The following is a 16,272-nucleotide window of genomic DNA, read 5'->3' on the forward strand; positions in this document are numbered from 1 at the left end:
GTCGGGCGGCGGAATTAGCTGGCCGCCTGTTCCGGCGCGGTAATGGGTCCGGGGGCGCGCTCCAGCAGGGAAAGCATGGTATTGGCGATTTCCCGCTCGCCCATCACCACCTCGTTCGCGCCGCGCTCGGCGATGTAATCCACCTCGTCGTCATAATGGGCGCGCGCGATAATCTCAATGTCGGGGCGTTTAGCTCGCGCCGCCGCGACAATCTCGCCCGCCTCATAGCCGTTGGGGATCGTAATCAACAGCCATTGCGCGCACTCGAGGTGCGCCAGCGACATAATCTCTTCGTTCGCGGCATTGCCAAGCACGGCGCGAATGCCGCGCTCGCGTAAATCGTCCACCCGGCTGCGCGAGGTTTCCACCACCACCAGCGGGATATTCTGCGCCAGTAAGCGCTCGCCGAGCAGGCTGCCGACGCGCCCGTAACCCACCAGCAACGCGTGATTGCAAATATCCACCGGGTTCTGCTGCTCTTCTTCGATAGCCTCTTCCAGCGTCTGCTCTTCCAGCGTTTCGTTTTTTTGCAGGAAGCGCTCCAGCAAGGCGAACAGAATGGGGTTGAGCATAATAGAGAGGATCGCGCCCGCCAGCACCAGGTTCTGCCCGTTCTGCGGCAGCAGGTCAAGCGCCATGCCAAGGCCTGCGAGAATAAAGGCAAATTCGCCAATTTGCGCGAGGCTGGTGGCGATGGTCAGCGCCGTACGCTGCGAGTGGCCAAACATCTTCACCAGCAAAAACGCCGCCAGCGATTTCCCAAGAACGATGATAGCCAGCGTGCCGAGGACCGCCAGCGGCTCTTCTACCAGGATCATCGGGTCAAAAAGCATGCCGACGGAGACAAAAAAGAGCACCGCGAAGGCGTCGCGAAGCGGCAGCGTGTCGTGCGCCGCACGATGGCTCAGTTCAGATTCATTCAGCACCATACCGGCAAAAAACGCGCCCAGGGCGAAAGAGACATCAAACAGCTCGACGGCGCCGAACGCGATACCCAGCGCCAGCGCCAGCACCGCAAGGGTGAAAAGCTCGCGTGAACCGGTGGAAGCGCTGCGGGCGAGGATCCAGGGCACCAGACGGCGCCCCACCAGCATCATCAGGGCGATAAACGCCACCACTTTGCCAATGGTGAACCCCATATCAACCGCAAGCGTAGCAAGCCCGAGGTTGCCTTTTTCAATCATGCCGGCCACGGCGGGCAACAGCACCAGCGTCAGCACCATCACTAAATCTTCGACAATCAGCCAGCCGATGGCTATTTGCCCGCGCTGGGTGTCGATAAGCTGGCGCTCCTCAAGCGCGCGCAGCAGCACCACCGTACTGGCGGTAGACAGACACAAACCAAACACAATGCCGGTCATCAGCGACCAGTCCATTAACGTTGACAGCGCCCACCCGAGCAGCGTCGCCACGATAATCTGCGCGACGGCGCCCGGGATGGCGATGGACTTTACCGCCATCAAATCCTTTAGAGAGAAATGCAGCCCCACGCCAAACATCAGCAGGATCACCCCAAGCTCCGCCAGCTCCGGCGCAAGTTTGGTGTCAGCGACAAAACCTGGCGTAAACGGCCCGGCGAGCACGCCCGCCAGCAAATAGCCGACCAGCGGAGAGATCCGCAACCGGTTGGCAAGCATGCCGAGTAAAAATGCCAGCACAAGGCCGCCGACAATGGTGGTGATAAGCGGGGTGGCGTGATGCATTCCGTCTCCTTTCGTTAGCAAAAGATCCACGCTTCGGCGAAAAGCCAAAACTCCGTTTTTTAGTTTATGACAATTTTTCTGTCAGCGTTTGTGAATAATCGGTGAATACCGCACAAAACTTTAATCAAAAGCGAAAAAAAGTGCCGACAGGACATATTGATAGCTTATGGGGTTTACGCTTTGAATAATCGCTGTCGACAGCACAAAGGGTTAACAGATTTATCGGGCTCCCGAAGGGGAAAAGTAAGCGTATTGCCGGTAAATATGGCGCAAAAGGGCAAAAGAGCGCATTAAGCAGAGCTTTTAGCATGCCTTCTTTGCTGGTTTTTTTTGCGGGTAATGCCAGACCCTGATGCTGTCGCGTTTTGCGCGGTATCGCCCGGTGATTTTTACCGCTTTCTTTTTCATCTACGGATAAAAAATTGTGTGGCTGACCTCCGCGCCTGAAAAAGGTGCGCGCGCGCTGTAAAAGGTCATCGCGCTGAAAACCTTGTTGTCTATGCTTTCAGGGCGCTGTAATTTCAGCGTTTACTTTGTGCCAGGGAGAGTTGTTATGAAACGTACCAACAGGGTTTTGGCGGCGGCGCTGATTTTCAGTGGGCTGGCGAGCGGGTCCGCCTTTGCCTGGGAGCGCGATAAAACCTATAACATCACCATTTTGCATACGAACGATCATCACGGCCATTTCTGGCGCAACGACTACGGCGAATATGGGCTGGCGGCGCAAAAAACGCTGGTGGACAACGTACGCAAAGAGGTGACGGCGAAAGGCGGCAGCGTGCTGGTGCTCTCTGGCGGCGATATTAACACTGGCGTGCCGGAATCTGATTTGCAGGACGCGGAGCCCGATTTTCGCGGCATGAACCTTATCGGCTACGATGCCATGGCGGTCGGCAACCACGAATTCGACAACCCGCTAAGCGTGCTTCGCCAGCAAGAGAAGTGGGCTAAGTTTCCGTTCCTCTCCGCCAACATTTATCAGAAAAGCACGAATGAACGGCTCTTTAAGCCGTGGGCTATCTTTAACCGCCAGGAGATCAAAATCGCCGTTATCGGCCTGACGACCGACGACACGGCGAAAATCGGCAACCCGGAATTTTTTACCGATATTGAGTTTCGCAAGCCCGCCGATGAGGCGAAACTGGTCATTCAGGAACTGCAACAGACGGAAAAGCCGGATGTGATTATCGCCGCCACCCACATGGGCCATTACGATAACGGTGAGCATGGTTCGAACGCGCCTGGCGACGTGGAGCTTGCCCGCAGCTTGCCTGCCGGCGCGCTGACCATGATCGTGGGCGGCCATTCGCAGGACCCGGTCTGCATGGCCTCTGAAAACAAAAAACAGGCGGACTACGTGCCCGGCACCCCTTGCGCCCCAGACCAGCAGAACGGCATCTGGATAGTGCAGGCGCACGAGTGGGGTAAATATGTTGGCCGCGCCGATTTTGAGTTCCGTAACGGCGAAATGAAGCTGGTGAACTATCAGCTCATCCCCATCAATCTGAAGAAGAAAATCACCTGGGATAACGGCCAGAGCGAGCGCGTGCTCTATACGCCGCAGATCCCGGAGAACCCGCAGATGCTTTCGCTGCTCTCGCCATTCCAGCATAAAGGCCAGGCGCAGCTGGGCGTGAAAATCGGCAGCGTGACGGGGCGTCTTGAGGGAGACCGCAGCAAGGTTCGCTTCGTGCAGACCAATATGGGGCGCCTTATCCTCAGCGCGCAGATGGCGCGCACCGGCGCCGATTTCGCTGTTATGAGCGGCGGCGGCATTCGCGACTCTATCGAAGCAGGCGATATCACTTATAAAGATGTGCTGAAGGTGCAGCCGTTCGGCAATACGCTGGTTTATGTCGATATGACGGGGCAGGAAGTGGCGGATTACCTGAAAGCGGTGGCGCAGATGAAGCCTGATTCCGGCGCTTATCCGCAATTCGCGAATGTCAGCTTTACCGCTTCAGGCGGCGCGCTCAGCGATATCAAAATCAAAGGCGAGCCGCTGGATATGGCGAAAACCTACCGCATGGCGACGCTTAGCTTTAACGCCACCGGCGGCGACGGCTATCCGGCTATCGACAAAAAGCCGGGCTACGTGAACACCGGCTTTGTGGATGCGGAAGTGCTGAAGCAGTTTGTTGAACAAAACACGCCGCTGGATGCGGGCGCGTTTGAGCCAAAAGGCGAAGTGAACTGGCAGTAACTTAGTCGCGGCGGGCGATGTCGGCGAACTGCGCATTCAGCAGCGTTGCCAGATCCTCTGCCGCCAGCTCGATATCCAGCCCGCGCTTGCCGCCGGAAACATAAATGGTGGTGAAGTTGCGGGCTGGCGCGTCAATTAGCGTCGGCAGGCGCTTTTTCTGCCCCAGCGGGCTGATGCCGCCCACCAGATACCCCGTGGTGCGTTGCGCCACCATCGGGTCTGCCATATCAACCTTTTTCGCGCCCAGCGCTTTCGCCACTTTTTTTAAATCGAGCTGACCGGAGACCGGCGTTACCGCGACCGCAAGCTGCTTCATGTCGCCGTTAATCGCCACCAGCAGCGTTTTATAAACCTGTTCGGCGTTCAGCCCAAGCTTGCGCACGACTTCGTCGCCAAAGTTAGTTTCGTGCGGGTCATGGTCGTAAGCGTGAAGCGTAAACGCCACCTTCTGTTTTTCAAGTAATTTAATGGCGGGAGTCATGTGCTTTTTCCTGTCTCTTTTTTGTTGATCCTGACGGGCGGCGGCAAAGAAAAATAGTACCAGCTTGCGCAAAAAGCTTACGCGGGTTTAAGCAGCCCCGGCAGGTTGCCTTCGCCATAGAGATGCAGCGCGCCCACAGCCACGACATAGCGGCCTGGCGGCAGGGCGGAGAGATAATGGCGCCACTGCTGGTTGCGCTGGTGCATCAGCACGTCGTAGAGATCGCTGCTGAAGGTGTTAGGCAGCGTCACTTCTGCTTTTTGCGGCGGCGTTTCCAGCCACCAGCTAATCATCAGTTGCAGCAGTCTGGCGTTGGTATGCCAGTGAGTAAGCGTATCTTCCAGCAGCGGCAGACCTTCCTGCGGCAACTGTCTGAGAATGGCTATCTGGCTTTGCGCCCCTTCAAGCTCCATCACCGGCACCGAAAACTGCTGCGCCGCCTGCAACAGCTGATAATCGATACCAAAATCAGGCCGCAGGCCCAGACGCTGCGCCTGGTGCGCCTGCAACACCAGCGCCACCTGCCAGGCGGGCTGCTCATCCAGACGAGAAAGCGAAAGGCCGTAATCCCCGGCGAGTTTTTCCAGCTGCTTTAGCGTTTGCGCATTCAGCCTTTCACGCAGCGGCTGCGAAACCGCTTCATTGCCGAAGGGGGAGACGTCGCCGCGAATATCTGCTTCCACAATCAGTGCGTCGGCGCGCTTAAGCTTTTCCAGCAGGCGCGCATTAAGCGGCGCCATATCGGGCGTGCCCATATGAATGCTGCCGACCAGGTGCAGGTGGCGACCGCCTGGCAGCGTGACATCCAGCGCAGGCCAGGGATAGGCGGGGCGAAGCGGGGAAAAGAAGGCGATCAGACGGCTTAACAGACCCATAAGCGTTCCCTGACAAAAGAAAACCATGCTAGCGCGCCGGGCGATAAGGTGCAAATAGCGCCCTTTTTGCGCTGGCATGGCCGGAAAAGCAGCGTGCTGGCTTTAGCTGAACGCGCCAGGCATAGCATGAAGGGAGCGGGCGCTGAAACCGGCGAATCCTCTCTTCCGTCAGGAAGAGAGGAAACAGGTTACGCTTTTACTTTAAACCGCAGCAGCCGGTTGGCGTTGCTGACCACGGTGATGGAAGAAAGCGCCATGGCTGCGCCTGCCACCACCGGGTTAAGCAGCGTGCCGGTAAAGGGCCAGAGGATCCCGGCAGCGATGGGAATGCCCAGCGCATTATAAATAAACGCGCCCAGCAGGTTCTGTTTCATGTTCCGCAGCGTGGCGCGGGAGATAGCCAGCGCGTCGGCCACGCCGTGCAGGCTATGGCGCATCAGCGTCACCGCCGCGGTTTCAATCGCCACGTCGCTGCCGCCGCCCATCGCCATGCCGACATCCGCCTGCGCCAGCGCCGGGGCGTCGTTAATGCCGTCGCCCACCATGGCCACTTTACGCCCCTGGTGTTGCAGGCGGGCAATCGCCTGCGCTTTACCGTCAGGCAGCACGCCGGCAATCACCTCGTCAATGCCCGCCTCTTTAGCGATAGCGTTCGCGGTTGTCGGGTTATCGCCCGTCAGCATCACCAGCCGGTAGCCTTCGCAATGCAGCCGCGAGAGCGCCTCCACGCTGTCGCCGCGCAGCGGGTCGCGAATAGTGAAAAGCGCCGCCAGCGCGCCATCCACTGCCAGCAGCACCGGCGTGGCGCCACGCCCTGCCTGCTCTTCAATATCCTGAGCAAGCGCTGAGGTATCAACGCGACGCTCTTCAAGCAGCGCGCGGTTGCCGAGCAGCAGCTCGCGGCCTTGCGCTTCGCCGCTTACCCCCAGGCCACGCAACGTACGGAAATTGCTGACGGCAGGCAGCGGCGCCCCCTGCGCTTTTTCCAGAAGGGCATGCGCCAGCGGATGGCTGGAGCCTTGCTCCAGCGCGGCGGCAAGGCGCAGAACCTGCGTCTCTTCAAAACCCGGCGCTACAATGATATTCGCGACCTGCGGCTTGCCTTCGGTCAGCGTGCCGGTTTTATCAAAGACCAGCGTGTCAACTTCGCTCGCGCGTTGCAGGGCGTCGGCGTCGCGCACCAGCACGCCAGACTCCGCCGCGCGCCCTACGCCCGCAATGATAGACATCGGCGTCGCAAGGCCCAGCGCGCAAGGGCAGGCGATAATCAATACCGTGGTGACAATCACCAGCGTGTAAACAATCTGCGGCGCTGGCCCGGCGAAATACCAGATGGCGCCGCTGACAAGCGCAATCAACACCACGACCGGCACAAACACGGCGGAAATTCTGTCAGCAAGTTGGCCTATCTGCGGCTTGCTGCTTTGCGCCTCGCGCACCATGCGAATGATGCGTGAAAGGGTAGTGCGGCTGCCCACGGCGCTGGCGCGAAACAGCACGCTGCCGTCCTGCACCACCGTCCCGGCGTGGATCGCGTCGCCATCGCCTTTTTGCTGCGGCACTGGTTCGCCCGTCAGCATTGCTTCGTCAAACCAGGCTTCACCCTGCGTTATTTCGCCATCCACCGGCACGCGGTCGCCCGTGGTCAGGCGCAGCGTCATGCCGGACTGCACGTCGGCCAGCGGCACGCTTTTCTCGCCGTTATCGGTCACCACGCGCGCGGTGGGCGGCGTGAGATCAAGCAGGCGTTCAAGCGCTTTGGACGAGCGCTGGCGCGCGCGCTGCTCCAGCATATGGCCGAGGTTAATCAGGCCGATGATCATCGCGCTTGCTTCGTAATACAGGTGCCGCGCTTCCATCGGGAAAAAATGCGGCCAGAGGTTGACGCTTATGGAATAGAGCCACGCGGCGCCGGTGCCAAGCGCCACCAGGGTGTCCATGGTCGCCGCGCCGTTTCGCAAGCTCTTCCACGCGCTGCGGTAAAAATGACCGCCCGCGAAGATCATCACCGCGAGGGTCAGGAGGCCAATAACCAGCCACAGGCTGCGGTTGGCGTCGGTGACCATCATATTGTCGCCGAGCATGCCCCAGACCATGACCGGAATGCCGAGCGCCAGCGCAACGGCCGCCTGCCAGCGAAAGCGCTTCATGGCGGCGACGGCTGTCTGCTGCTGGCGCTCGCGGCGCGCCTGGTCATCTTCTATTGCTTCTGCGCCGTAGCCTGCTTTCTCTACGGCGCCGACTAATTCGGCGGCGGACGCGCTGCCCATCACCAGGGCCGTGCGTTCCGCCAGGTTAACCCGCGCCTGCCGGACGCCCGGCACGGCCTGCAAAGCGTTTTGCACCCGGCTCACGCAGCTCGCGCAGCTCATGCCGTTAATCAGCAACTGCTGGCTGTCGTCGTCAGGCTGCGCGTCTGCCGGAAGCGTGGAAGGGGCCGCTGTCAGTGCTTCCGGCGGGAGCGTTGACTCTGCCAGCGGCTCAGCCTTTGGGTGCGCGAGGGTCGCGTCGTACCCGGCCTGTTTTACCGTGTCGATAAGCGCGTCGGCGCTGGCGCTGGTAATGACCCGGGCGCTCTCGATAGTCACGTCAGCCTGTTCAACGTCCGGGCGTTGTTCCAGGCTTTCCTTAACGCGTTTCACGCAGTGACCGCAGGACAAGCCGTCCAGGGCCAGTTCAATGATGTTAGACATACTCACTCTCCTCGGTTGTTCAGAATGCGCTTGACCCTGAAAGGGGTTTTGCTTAATTGTGATAAAGCGTAAACCTTCCATCAAGGGGAAGGTCAAGGGGGAATGATGAATATCAGCGATGTGGCGAAAAAAACAGGCTTAACCAGCAAAGCGATCCGTTTTTATGAAGAGAAGGGGCTGGTGACGCCGCCGCTGCGCAGCGAAAACGGCTATCGCACCTACAGCCAGCAGCATCTCGATGAACTTACGCTGCTGCGTCAGGCCCGCCAGGTGGGCTTTACCCTGGAGGAATGCCGCGAGCTGGTGCATCTGTTCAACGACCCGGCGCGCCACAGTGCGGACGTAAAAGCCCGCACGCTGCAAAAAGTGGCGGACATTGAGCGACATATTGAAGAGCTTAAGTCGATGCGGCTGCATCTGCTGGCGCTGGCGGAAGCGTGCCCCGGCGACGACAGCGCCGACTGCCCGATCATGGATAATCTTTCCGGCTGCTGTCATCGCAATGAAAAACAGTGAAAACGCCAGCGCCAGCAGAAATAAGCGCAATTAAGCGAAATTAATAGAGTGTTATTTCTTTCTCCGTCGCGCTGGAAAAATCTCTTTCATATTCCACTGGGTTAACCAGCAGCGCAAACTAACCGGTGCGACGGGCGTTTATGCAAAAACGCGAAGAAAGTATGATTGAAAAGCGCCAGTCCTGCTTTAAATTAATAATAAATACTGATCTTCACTGCACGCTTTTTATTTCCTCTGCGTAGCGGGCTTTACGCTATTCAGAGAAGGGACATCATATTATTAACGATATATTTTACCCGCATCGCTGGCGCGTTGCGCTGCTTGCTAAACGTCAACGCTATTTCACCTGCAAGTGACAATAAGAAGCGTAGGGAGCAACTATGTCTGTTTACTCTTATGAACATCCTTTAATAGGTAAGGTGACCTATGTTACCGACCATAATCCGCCGTTATACGGCGATACCATTAGCTTTATCAACGGCTTTGAGCCTTCTTCGCAGTTGGCGGTTGTGCATATCCCGCAACTTGTCGGTAAAGCCAACAGCGAAAGTAATCTTTATTTCCATATAAAGGCGCACAGGCAATTACAAACGGCTTTTGCAGAAATAGAAAAACAGGGGTTGCTGGATATTATTACGCAGTGCAACAGCGTATTTAAAATGCGCCTGCGCAGACCTACCAGCGGCTATTTTAGTTCATTGCCTTCTAACCATGCTTTCGGCCTGGCGCTGGATATCAATCAGAATGACGGCGAGGGTGGCGTGTCATGCGCGCCGCTGGCGCCGGTATTTCAGTATTACGGTTTTACCTGGGGAAAAACATTCAGCATGGCGCCCGATGCCACTCATTTTGAAATAAAGAAATTTCTCTAAAAGGGCAGGGAAGTCACAAGAAGTTGAGAGCAGCAGGTTTGGGCAGCGCATTTTAAAGCTGCCCTTTTTTATGGCGTAACGTTATCAGGTTTAACGCGCCTTACGCGCAGCCGGATGCCTTCCACCGCGATCACTTCCACCAGCGTGCCTGCCTCGATCTCTTCATCGGCCATCACCGGCCAACTGCTGTCGCCCACGCGCGCGTTTCCGCGACCATTGCTGAGCGAGTCATCCAGCCTCAGACGCTGGCCGATAAGCTGCTGGCCGCGTTGGTTAAGCGCGGCGTTGGCCTTGGGCTGCGGGCGGCGCGCCAGCCAGCGCCACCAGAGCAGGGCGGCAAGTACGGTCAGTATGGCAAAACAGACCCCTTGCCATTCCCAGCCGAGCGGCAGCAGCCAGACCACAAGCCCGGTGACGACCGCCGCCACGCCGCTCCAGAGCAGATAGCCGCTCGCGCCCAGCATTTCGGCGGCAAGCAGCAGGCCGCCAAGGCTTAACCAGAAGATGTGCGGATGGGCGAAGAGAAGGGCGATCATGGGCGTTTGCGCTCGTTGCCGCTTTCTTTAATCAGCTCGCTAATGCCGGCGATGGAGCCCATCAGGCTGGCGGCATCCAGCGGCATCATCACTACTTTGCTGTTATTCGCCGATCCTATTTGTTGCAGCGCCTCGGTATATTTCTGCGCCACAAAGTAGTTCACTGCCTGAATATCGCCCGCCGCGATAGCCTCAGATACCATCTGCGTGGCCCGGGCTTCCGCTTCGGCAGAACGTTCGCGCGCTTCCGCCTGCAAAAAAGCGGATTGTCTGTCGCCCTCGGCACGCAGGATCTGCGACTGCTTCTCCCCTTCGGCCTTTAAGATTTCCGCCTGACGCACCCCTTCCGCTTCCAGAATGTAGGCGCGCTTGGTGCGCTCGGCTTTCATCTGCGCATTCATCGACGCGATAAGTTCAGCGGGCGGACGCACGTCGCGGATCTCAATACGCGTGACTTTAATGCCCCATGGGTTGGTCGCTTCATCAACAATATGCAGCAGACGCGTGTTGATGCTGTCACGCTGCGACAGCATTTCGTCAAGCTCCATTGAGCCCAGCACCGTACGGATGTTGGTCATGGTCAGGTTGATGATGGCGAGTTCAAGGTTGCTGACTTCATAAGCCGCTTTTGGCGCGTCGATAACCTGGATAAAACAGACCGCGTCGATGGTGACGTTAGCGTTGTCTTTGGAAATCACTTCCTGGGAAGGAATATCCAGCACTTGTTCCATCATATTGATCTTGCGACCAATACGATCCATGAACGGCACCACCAGATTCAGGCCGGGTTGCAGCGATTTAGTGTAGCGACCGAAGCGTTCCACCGTCCACTGGTAGCCCTGCGGCACAATTTTGACGCCGGCGGCGACAATCACCAGCGCGACGAAGATAAGAATCGGGATCACGATAAGCATCAAAAAAACCTCCTGTTAATTTGCTGCTTATTGTAGCGCCGGGGGAGGCCGGCGTCGTCATCCGAATCCAGGTATTGACGCCGGGATCGGACCATTGCCGAGGCCGGGTTAAAAGACCTCGCCGATAAGCTGCCTTTTTATTACGGCGAACGTTCAGGACACTCTGAAGGTGAAATCGGCGATATACGTTTCGCCTGCTTCCGCGATCGCCTGAGAAAGCTTCTGGTAATACTCTTCCAGCCCCCATGACTCCACCTGCCTGATTTGTTCGCGGATCGGCGCGCAAAACAGAACGGCATTGCCTGCGCCAACGCGCTTATTGTTAGGAGGCAACTCGCCGGTAACGGCTTTGAACCAGGTACGAACAGAACCTTTCAGGCTGTTCGGCACGCGGGTAATGTCATCATGGCCGGTCAGAACCTGTAAGGTCGGAAAGGTATCGTTGTTTACAGCCGTTTTCAGGCGCTCAAAAAATTGGCTGAATATCTCAAACGAGCCTAAATCCGCCACTTTGGGTTTGGTGGTGATTCTGTTTTTGTTGCCCGGCTTGCCTGTCGGCGGGCTGACGCTTTCGGCTTTTGCTTTTGTTTTTTCCAGCTTTAAATCAAATAACAGATCGGCGTGATGGCGCCGCTCTTTCAGATCAGGGAACATTTCAATAAACGCGTTCACAAAATCCGGGGCGCGGAGATCCGCTAATTCATGGGTACGCAGCCAGGTGGAGCGGACAAATTCGCCGGGGCGGATAAACCAGGCGGGAATGGGGTCGGAAAAGCGTTTTGATTTGCCTTTGTTGTCAAAAGTGACAAATTCCGCACCATTTCTGAAGGCAAAACAGCAATTTTTAAAACTGATGATGGTTTCGTTAACGATCAGCGCATCCTGCACAAACTTCGCAACTTCAGCGCTGATGGCATAAGCCGTCTGTTTGCCTGCCTCGTGTCGCAGTACATAAGTCAAATCAGAGACTGTTTTCACGCCCGGATCAATATCAAATTCTAGAAAAACGTGTGGCATTTTTTAACTTCCTGATGTTTTACCCCCGGCAGAATAACAAACAGAGATGTGATCAACCAGAGAGAGGCAAGTCTGTTAAATCTGTGTTGTGTAAACAGACGTATCGCCAACGGTAAATCAGCGGGTAGTCAACCTCATCGCTCAGGGCGTTTTTCCCTGTTTTATGAAGGGAATAACAAAGGCAGGCTTACTGAACAGGGTGAGCGCAAGGCTTTTTTTATAACGGGTTGATAAAAGAGGGGCAAGAGATAAGCAGACGAGGTTAGCGTGGCTTTGTCGCGCTTCAGGCGTTCTTGTTATTGAGCGACAGCGCCAAAAAAGCCAGACCGAAGTCTGGCTGTGAAGACGCTTATCTCTTTTATTTAAGATAGCCTGTGAACCGGCTATCGGTTTGCAGAGCAACTTTGCCGGAGTTGTAGAATATGACCTGGTTTATTCCCTGTTCATAAACGGCGGCCTGGGGTGTTTTTTCAATAAGGGAAGCTGGCTTTCCGTTGACATACACCTGGTCGGCGTTCCGCGTGACCGTTACGCCATACCCTTTCCAGATGCCTTTATCTGTAACGGATTTTGCCGCCGGCGCGCCCTCTTTGTTTTGACGCTTACACTGTACGCGCTCTTTTTCTTGCGCAGGCGTCAGCGCCAACCCTTGTTGCGTAAAAAGCTCAAGATCTGCGCAGCGGGTTTTATGTTCCCGGTGTACCGATTGCGCACGTTGCCACACATCATGCTTTGCTGGATGCGCTTCGCCAGCCGCAACGCTGTAAGCACTCCACAAGGAAAAGATAACCATCAGGCTTTTAATACATTGCTGAACCATATTAATTTGCTCCTTTGTGAAGATGCTTATGCGCTTTTTCCGCTGGTTGCACAGGGTAGAGCGCCTGAGCGTTGCGCATGGCCTGAGCCTGCGCCTGCGCATTAATGCCGTTTAGACGGTTCTGTTCGGCAATATAGCAGGCGTCGCGGGAAATACCCTGCGCCTCGCACTCCTGCATACGCTGGGCTGACGATGTGCAGCCCGTTATGCCTGCTACCAGTAACGCTATCATCATTATTCTCATCGCTAACATCACTTATCAGTAAGACTTTAATTTGTGTTATGTAGTATTAAAGACTTGATGAAGTCTTTTCAGAAGTCACCTGAAAAACCGACTGAGGCCATCCAGCTGCCATCCATGGACGACGACCCCTGAACGGTCGCCGCCGTATGCTGGGTCAGTGAATGAGAAAGGCCGCCCGCCATTGCCGCGCCGTCGCCGTTACTGGTGCCAACTGACAGCGCATAGGCATCGTTCGAGTGATAGTGCAAACCCGTCATGGCGGCTGCGTTGTTCAGGCCGCGCTTTAAATCCTCGCGAGTGTCGTCAATACGTTTGGCGTTCTGGTTAATACGTTTACTGTTCTGATCGATTCGGGCTGAGTTGGTATCAATGGCTTTCGCATGTTGAGAAACGGTTTGATCCATCTGCTGAATAAATTCACCCTGGGCATCCGCTTCGGCTCGTACTGTGCGAATCTGCGTTCTGTTTTGCGCAATGCTACTCGTATTATCAGCAACCTGTTCCTGAGTCGCGCTGTCGGTTCCAACGGTGGTGATAAGCGTGGTCACGCCGTCTTTGCCATCAGCGCCATCTTTGCCGTTCAGACCGTCTTTACCCACCACCGGCGTTACGTGCTGAGAAGCCGTGCGCTCGCGGTTAGCCTGCTCAAGCTGTTCACCATGGACAACCTCAGCCAGTTTAAAATCTGTTTTTAGCGCTGCGTCGGCATTGGCCTGCGCATGATGAATAGCTGCGTCTTGCCTGTCATCCCGCGTTTCATTGTCCATGACTTCTTTCTGGATCGTGTCGGCTTTGCCATTGACTAAGGCTACCTGGTTTGCGGCGGAATCTGCGGTATGCTGCGCGTGGTTGATATCTGCTGCAATAACATCAGCTGTTTCAGGCGGCTGTGTGGTCGCCTGTTGTTGCCGGGAAACAGGATTTTCATCGTTATGAGTCGACGGGGCAGCAGGCAAAATGGCGGCTAACGGGCGGTGGGCTGCATCGATAAAGGCTTGTGTTTTATTGCTATCCCAGCCAGCAGGCGCAGCGTGAGCGTGATGGAGAGCATCAGCCTGCCCTTTGATGTCTGTGAAAAGGTTAACTACATCGGTTTTATCGATGATGCCATCAACAACCATACGATCGCGGGCATTCAGATTGTCGTAGGCGTTAACGGCTTCCTGGTAGTTATCACCACGGGCTTTTACCAGGAAATCATTAACATCCCTGTTAGAAGCAGAGGCAACATTAGCGCCGACGGACAGAGTCGTAGCGAAAGCCAGAGCAGTAATCCGTATGCCATTAATATATTTCATTTTTTCACCCGTTGCTTGTTGTCTTTCATAAGTCATTAGTGAAAAGTAAAAGCACAAACAAAAGGCTATCGTTTAGACTTATACGAGTCTTTTGTTGTTGGCTTTATTAATCACTATTTAGTCATGGAGTTTGTTTGTCGGGTAAAAGTCATTCAATATTTCAAGTCATGTATTAATATGATCTAAGTCAATAGTAAGTTATAAATAAAAAGGCTGTATTTCAAATGAAAGCCGTTGTCGCTTTGCTAAGAGTTTTAGAGGTGGCTTTGGCGTGGGTTAGTTCTACCACGGGCAGAATGAAAATAAGGAGGCGTGAAGAGGGGAGTGGTCAAAGGGCAAGTGCATAGCGTCGGACGAGACGAGCGCTCATCCGACGCTGGGGAATAAAAATCAGTAAAGCAGAGAGTAAAGCTGACGGCGGTATTTAGAAGCCAGCTGATCGCCCGTGCCGAGCGCGGCCAGGATCTCCTGGAATGTTTTGCGCACCTGGCCGTCGCCTGCGGCTAAATCGCTCTTCAGATGGCCGAACAGCAATTCAAGCGCCTCTTCATTGCGGCCAACCTGATGAAACTGCAACGCCAGCTGAGAAGCCAACTGGGCATCCTGCGGGTTCTGCTGCACCTGTTGCTGAAGCTGCTGGATCTCCGGCGTGTCCGCCGCCTGGCGCAGCAGGTCGATTTGCGCCACCAGACCCTGATAGCGAGTATCCTGATCCTGCAACGGGATCGTTTTCAGCACCGCTTCGGCTTCGTCAGCGCGGCTTAACGCCAACTGCGTCTGGGCGAGCAGCAGGCCGATTTCGCTATCCTGGTTCGACATCTGCCAGGCTTCTTTCAGCAGCGGCAGCGCAGCGGCGTGGTCGCCCTGCTCGATAAGCTGCATCGCCTGCTGGGCTTTTAGCTCTTCCTCACGCGGCAGCACTTTTTCCAGCAGCGCGCGGATGGCCTCTTCCGGCTGCGGTCCCTGGAAGCCGTCTACCGGCTGGCCGTTCTGGAAGAGGTAAACCGTTGGGATAGCGCGCAGACCGAACTGCGCGGCGACCATCTGCTCGGCGTCGCAGTCCACTTTGGCAAGAAGAAACTGGCCGTTATACTGCGCCGCCAGTTTTTCCAGCACCGGCGTCAGCTGCTGACAATGCTGGCTACGATCGGACCAGAAATAAAACAGCACCGGCACGGAAACCGATTGTTCCAGCGTCTGATGCAGGTTTGCTTCAGTAATGTTGACAATATTCTGTACGGACATGAGTCACTCTCTTTTGTCGATTTCTTTTTTACATGGGGGCGGCAGCGTCGCCTTCAACTTAGCCCTGTAAAATTTTGTCCATCGCGCGGGTGGGCAGCAGACGCTTAAGCAGGCTGACCGCATGCGTCACCATCGTCACCGGATAACGAATTTTCGGCTTCGGGCTGTCAAAAGCATGGCGCACCTTTGCGACCACTGCCTCCGGGCCGAGCGTAAAGCGTGCGGCTATGCCTGGGTTTTCCACCGGTTTGTCCGTTTGCGTCTGGTTAACGTTATCTGTAAATCGCGTGCGGATAGGGCCGGGCTCAATCAGGCTAACCTTAATGCCGCTGTGACGAAGCTCCATACGCAGCGCATCCGACCAGGCTTCCAGCGCATATTTGCTGGCGGCGTAAGCGCCCCGGCCAGGCGTTGAGATAAGCCCCATCACCGAACTGGTGTTAACAATGCGGCCTTCGTGGTGCGGCAACATAGCCGGCAAAAGCAGCATAGTGAGCTGGTGGGCGCCGAAAAAATTGGTGGCGAATTGCTGCTCCATCTGTTTGCGGCTGATGGTGGTGAGCGGCCCATAAACGCCGAAGCCGCCATTGTTGAAAATGCCGTACAAACGGTTATCGGTAAGGCGGATAACGTCGGCTGCCGCCGCCTCGACGCTTTCAGGCGAATCGAGATCCAGCAGCACGCCGGTAAATCCTTGCGCGTTCATACGCGCCACATCTTCCGGCTTGCGGCAGGCGGCAAGCACGCGATACCCCATACGCTGTAATTCAATGGCGCTGGCAAGACCAATGCCGCTGGAACATCCTGTAATTAAGAGTGATTTTTGCATAACTTTACCCGCTCATGGCCCCGCGG

Annotated in this window: 15 protein-coding genes; 3 read left to right on the top strand and 12 right to left on the bottom strand. The window is 56.0% G+C overall.

Translation table 11 applies throughout. The features are described 5' to 3' along the window. Window positions 1-14: 14 nt before the first annotated feature. The gene (gene ybaL / locus DW56_RS15805; RefSeq protein ID WP_024551943.1) at window positions 15-1,703 is read right to left on the bottom strand and encodes a YbaL family putative K(+) efflux transporter; all 1,689 of its coding nucleotides are present in this window, start codon (window positions 1,701-1,703) and stop codon (window positions 15-17) included. 553 nt (window positions 1,704-2,256) lie between these two features. Between ybaL and ushA the strand changes: the two genes are divergently transcribed. Then, the gene (gene ushA, locus DW56_RS15810) at window positions 2,257-3,906 is read left to right on the top strand and encodes a bifunctional UDP-sugar hydrolase/5'-nucleotidase UshA (protein ID WP_024551942.1); all 1,650 of its coding nucleotides are present in this window, start codon (window positions 2,257-2,259) and stop codon (window positions 3,904-3,906) included. Window position 3,907: 1 nt separating this feature from the next. On the opposite strand, the gene ybaK is transcribed toward ushA, so the two are convergent. The 3 genes from ybaK to copA form a co-directional block, all read right to left on the bottom strand. Beyond that, window positions 3,908-4,387 carry a Cys-tRNA(Pro)/Cys-tRNA(Cys) deacylase YbaK gene (ybaK, locus tag DW56_RS15815; protein ID WP_024551941.1) on the bottom strand — a complete coding sequence of 160 codons (480 nt, stop codon included), beginning with the start codon at window positions 4,385-4,387 and terminating at the stop codon, window positions 3,908-3,910. A gap of 77 nt (window positions 4,388-4,464) precedes the next feature. Beyond that, complete coding sequence (locus DW56_RS15820; RefSeq protein ID WP_024551940.1) at window positions 4,465-5,262, bottom strand: TraB/GumN family protein; 798 nt, start codon at window positions 5,260-5,262, stop codon at window positions 4,465-4,467. 188 nt (window positions 5,263-5,450) lie between these two features. Next, window positions 5,451-7,955, bottom strand: coding sequence for a copper-exporting P-type ATPase CopA (gene copA / locus DW56_RS15825; protein WP_029589964.1), 2,505 nt, complete (start codon window positions 7,953-7,955; stop codon window positions 5,451-5,453). Between the two features lie 105 nt (window positions 7,956-8,060). Between copA and cueR the strand changes: the two genes are divergently transcribed. Further along, window positions 8,061-8,471, top strand: a complete 411-nt coding sequence (gene cueR, locus DW56_RS15830; protein ID WP_024551376.1) for a Cu(I)-responsive transcriptional regulator — start codon at window positions 8,061-8,063, stop codon at window positions 8,469-8,471. A 380-nt stretch (window positions 8,472-8,851) separates the two neighbouring features. Beyond that, window positions 8,852-9,343: a M15 family metallopeptidase gene (locus DW56_RS15835; protein WP_024551375.1), complete on the top strand. Its 492-nt coding sequence runs from the start codon at window positions 8,852-8,854 to the stop codon at window positions 9,341-9,343. Window positions 9,344-9,411: 68 nt separating this feature from the next. Here the strand turns inward: DW56_RS15835 and DW56_RS15840 are convergent, their stop codons facing one another. The 8 genes from DW56_RS15840 to DW56_RS15870 form a co-directional block, all read right to left on the bottom strand. Continuing rightward, on the bottom strand, window positions 9,412-9,879 hold the full coding sequence (locus tag DW56_RS15840) for an NfeD family protein (protein WP_024551374.1): 468 nt from the start codon (window positions 9,877-9,879) through the stop codon (window positions 9,412-9,414). Then, entirely contained in the window at window positions 9,876-10,793 is a 918-nt protein-coding gene (locus DW56_RS15845; protein ID WP_024551373.1) for an SPFH domain-containing protein, read from the bottom strand. Before DW56_RS15845 ends, DW56_RS15840 begins: the two co-directional genes overlap by 4 nt. Before the next feature lie 153 nt (window positions 10,794-10,946). Next, window positions 10,947-11,810, bottom strand: coding sequence for a hypothetical protein (locus tag DW56_RS15850; RefSeq protein WP_024551372.1), 864 nt, complete (start codon window positions 11,808-11,810; stop codon window positions 10,947-10,949). Window positions 11,811-12,168: 358 nt separating this feature from the next. Further along, entirely contained in the window at window positions 12,169-12,630 is a 462-nt protein-coding gene (locus DW56_RS15855) for a hypothetical protein (protein ID WP_024551371.1), read from the bottom strand. Window position 12,631: 1 nt separating this feature from the next. Further along, window positions 12,632-12,865, bottom strand: a complete 234-nt coding sequence (locus DW56_RS21825) for a hypothetical protein (protein WP_234409170.1) — start codon at window positions 12,863-12,865, stop codon at window positions 12,632-12,634. 77 nt (window positions 12,866-12,942) lie between these two features. Then, window positions 12,943-14,172: a hypothetical protein gene (locus DW56_RS15860; RefSeq protein WP_024551370.1), complete on the bottom strand. Its 1,230-nt coding sequence runs from the start codon at window positions 14,170-14,172 to the stop codon at window positions 12,943-12,945. 390 nt (window positions 14,173-14,562) lie between these two features. Next, entirely contained in the window at window positions 14,563-15,417 is an 855-nt protein-coding gene (locus tag DW56_RS15865; protein WP_024551369.1) for a thioredoxin family protein, read from the bottom strand. Between the two features lie 58 nt (window positions 15,418-15,475). Beyond that, window positions 15,476-16,246, bottom strand: coding sequence for an SDR family oxidoreductase (locus DW56_RS15870; RefSeq protein WP_024551368.1), 771 nt, complete (start codon window positions 16,244-16,246; stop codon window positions 15,476-15,478). Between the last annotated feature and the right edge of the window lie 26 nt (window positions 16,247-16,272).

Origin of the sequence: Franconibacter helveticus LMG 23732 (genome assembly GCF_000463115.2) — a bacterium.
GTDB classification, from domain to species: Bacteria; Pseudomonadota; Gammaproteobacteria; order Enterobacterales; family Enterobacteriaceae; genus Franconibacter; species Franconibacter helveticus.

What these genes read in the sequence shown, in the direction of transcription:
- ybaL (WP_024551943.1), bottom strand. Translation starts at nt 1,703, where the DNA reads ATGCATCACGCCACCCCGCTTATCACCACCATTGTCGGCGGCCTTGTG.
- ushA (WP_024551942.1), top strand. Translation starts at nt 2,257, where the DNA reads ATGAAACGTACCAACAGGGTTTTGGCGGCGGCGCTGATTTTCAGTGGG.
- ybaK (WP_024551941.1), bottom strand. Translation starts at nt 4,387, where the DNA reads ATGACTCCCGCCATTAAATTACTTGAAAAACAGAAGGTGGCGTTTACG.
- DW56_RS15820 (WP_024551940.1), bottom strand. Translation starts at nt 5,262, where the DNA reads ATGGGTCTGTTAAGCCGTCTGATCGCCTTCTTTTCCCCGCTTCGCCCC.
- copA (WP_029589964.1), bottom strand. Translation starts at nt 7,955, where the DNA reads ATGTCTAACATCATTGAACTGGCCCTGGACGGCTTGTCCTGCGGTCAC.
- cueR (WP_024551376.1), top strand. Translation starts at nt 8,061, where the DNA reads ATGAATATCAGCGATGTGGCGAAAAAAACAGGCTTAACCAGCAAAGCG.
- DW56_RS15835 (WP_024551375.1), top strand. Translation starts at nt 8,852, where the DNA reads ATGTCTGTTTACTCTTATGAACATCCTTTAATAGGTAAGGTGACCTAT.
- DW56_RS15840 (WP_024551374.1), bottom strand. Translation starts at nt 9,879, where the DNA reads ATGATCGCCCTTCTCTTCGCCCATCCGCACATCTTCTGGTTAAGCCTT.
- DW56_RS15845 (WP_024551373.1), bottom strand. Translation starts at nt 10,793, where the DNA reads ATGCTTATCGTGATCCCGATTCTTATCTTCGTCGCGCTGGTGATTGTC.
- DW56_RS15850 (WP_024551372.1), bottom strand. Translation starts at nt 11,810, where the DNA reads ATGCCACACGTTTTTCTAGAATTTGATATTGATCCGGGCGTGAAAACA.
- DW56_RS15855 (WP_024551371.1), bottom strand. Translation starts at nt 12,630, where the DNA reads ATGGTTCAGCAATGTATTAAAAGCCTGATGGTTATCTTTTCCTTGTGG.
- DW56_RS21825 (WP_234409170.1), bottom strand. Translation starts at nt 12,865, where the DNA reads ATGATGATAGCGTTACTGGTAGCAGGCATAACGGGCTGCACATCGTCA.
- DW56_RS15860 (WP_024551370.1), bottom strand. Translation starts at nt 14,172, where the DNA reads ATGAAATATATTAATGGCATACGGATTACTGCTCTGGCTTTCGCTACG.
- DW56_RS15865 (WP_024551369.1), bottom strand. Translation starts at nt 15,417, where the DNA reads ATGTCCGTACAGAATATTGTCAACATTACTGAAGCAAACCTGCATCAG.
- DW56_RS15870 (WP_024551368.1), bottom strand. Translation starts at nt 16,246, where the DNA reads ATGCAAAAATCACTCTTAATTACAGGATGTTCCAGCGGCATTGGTCTT.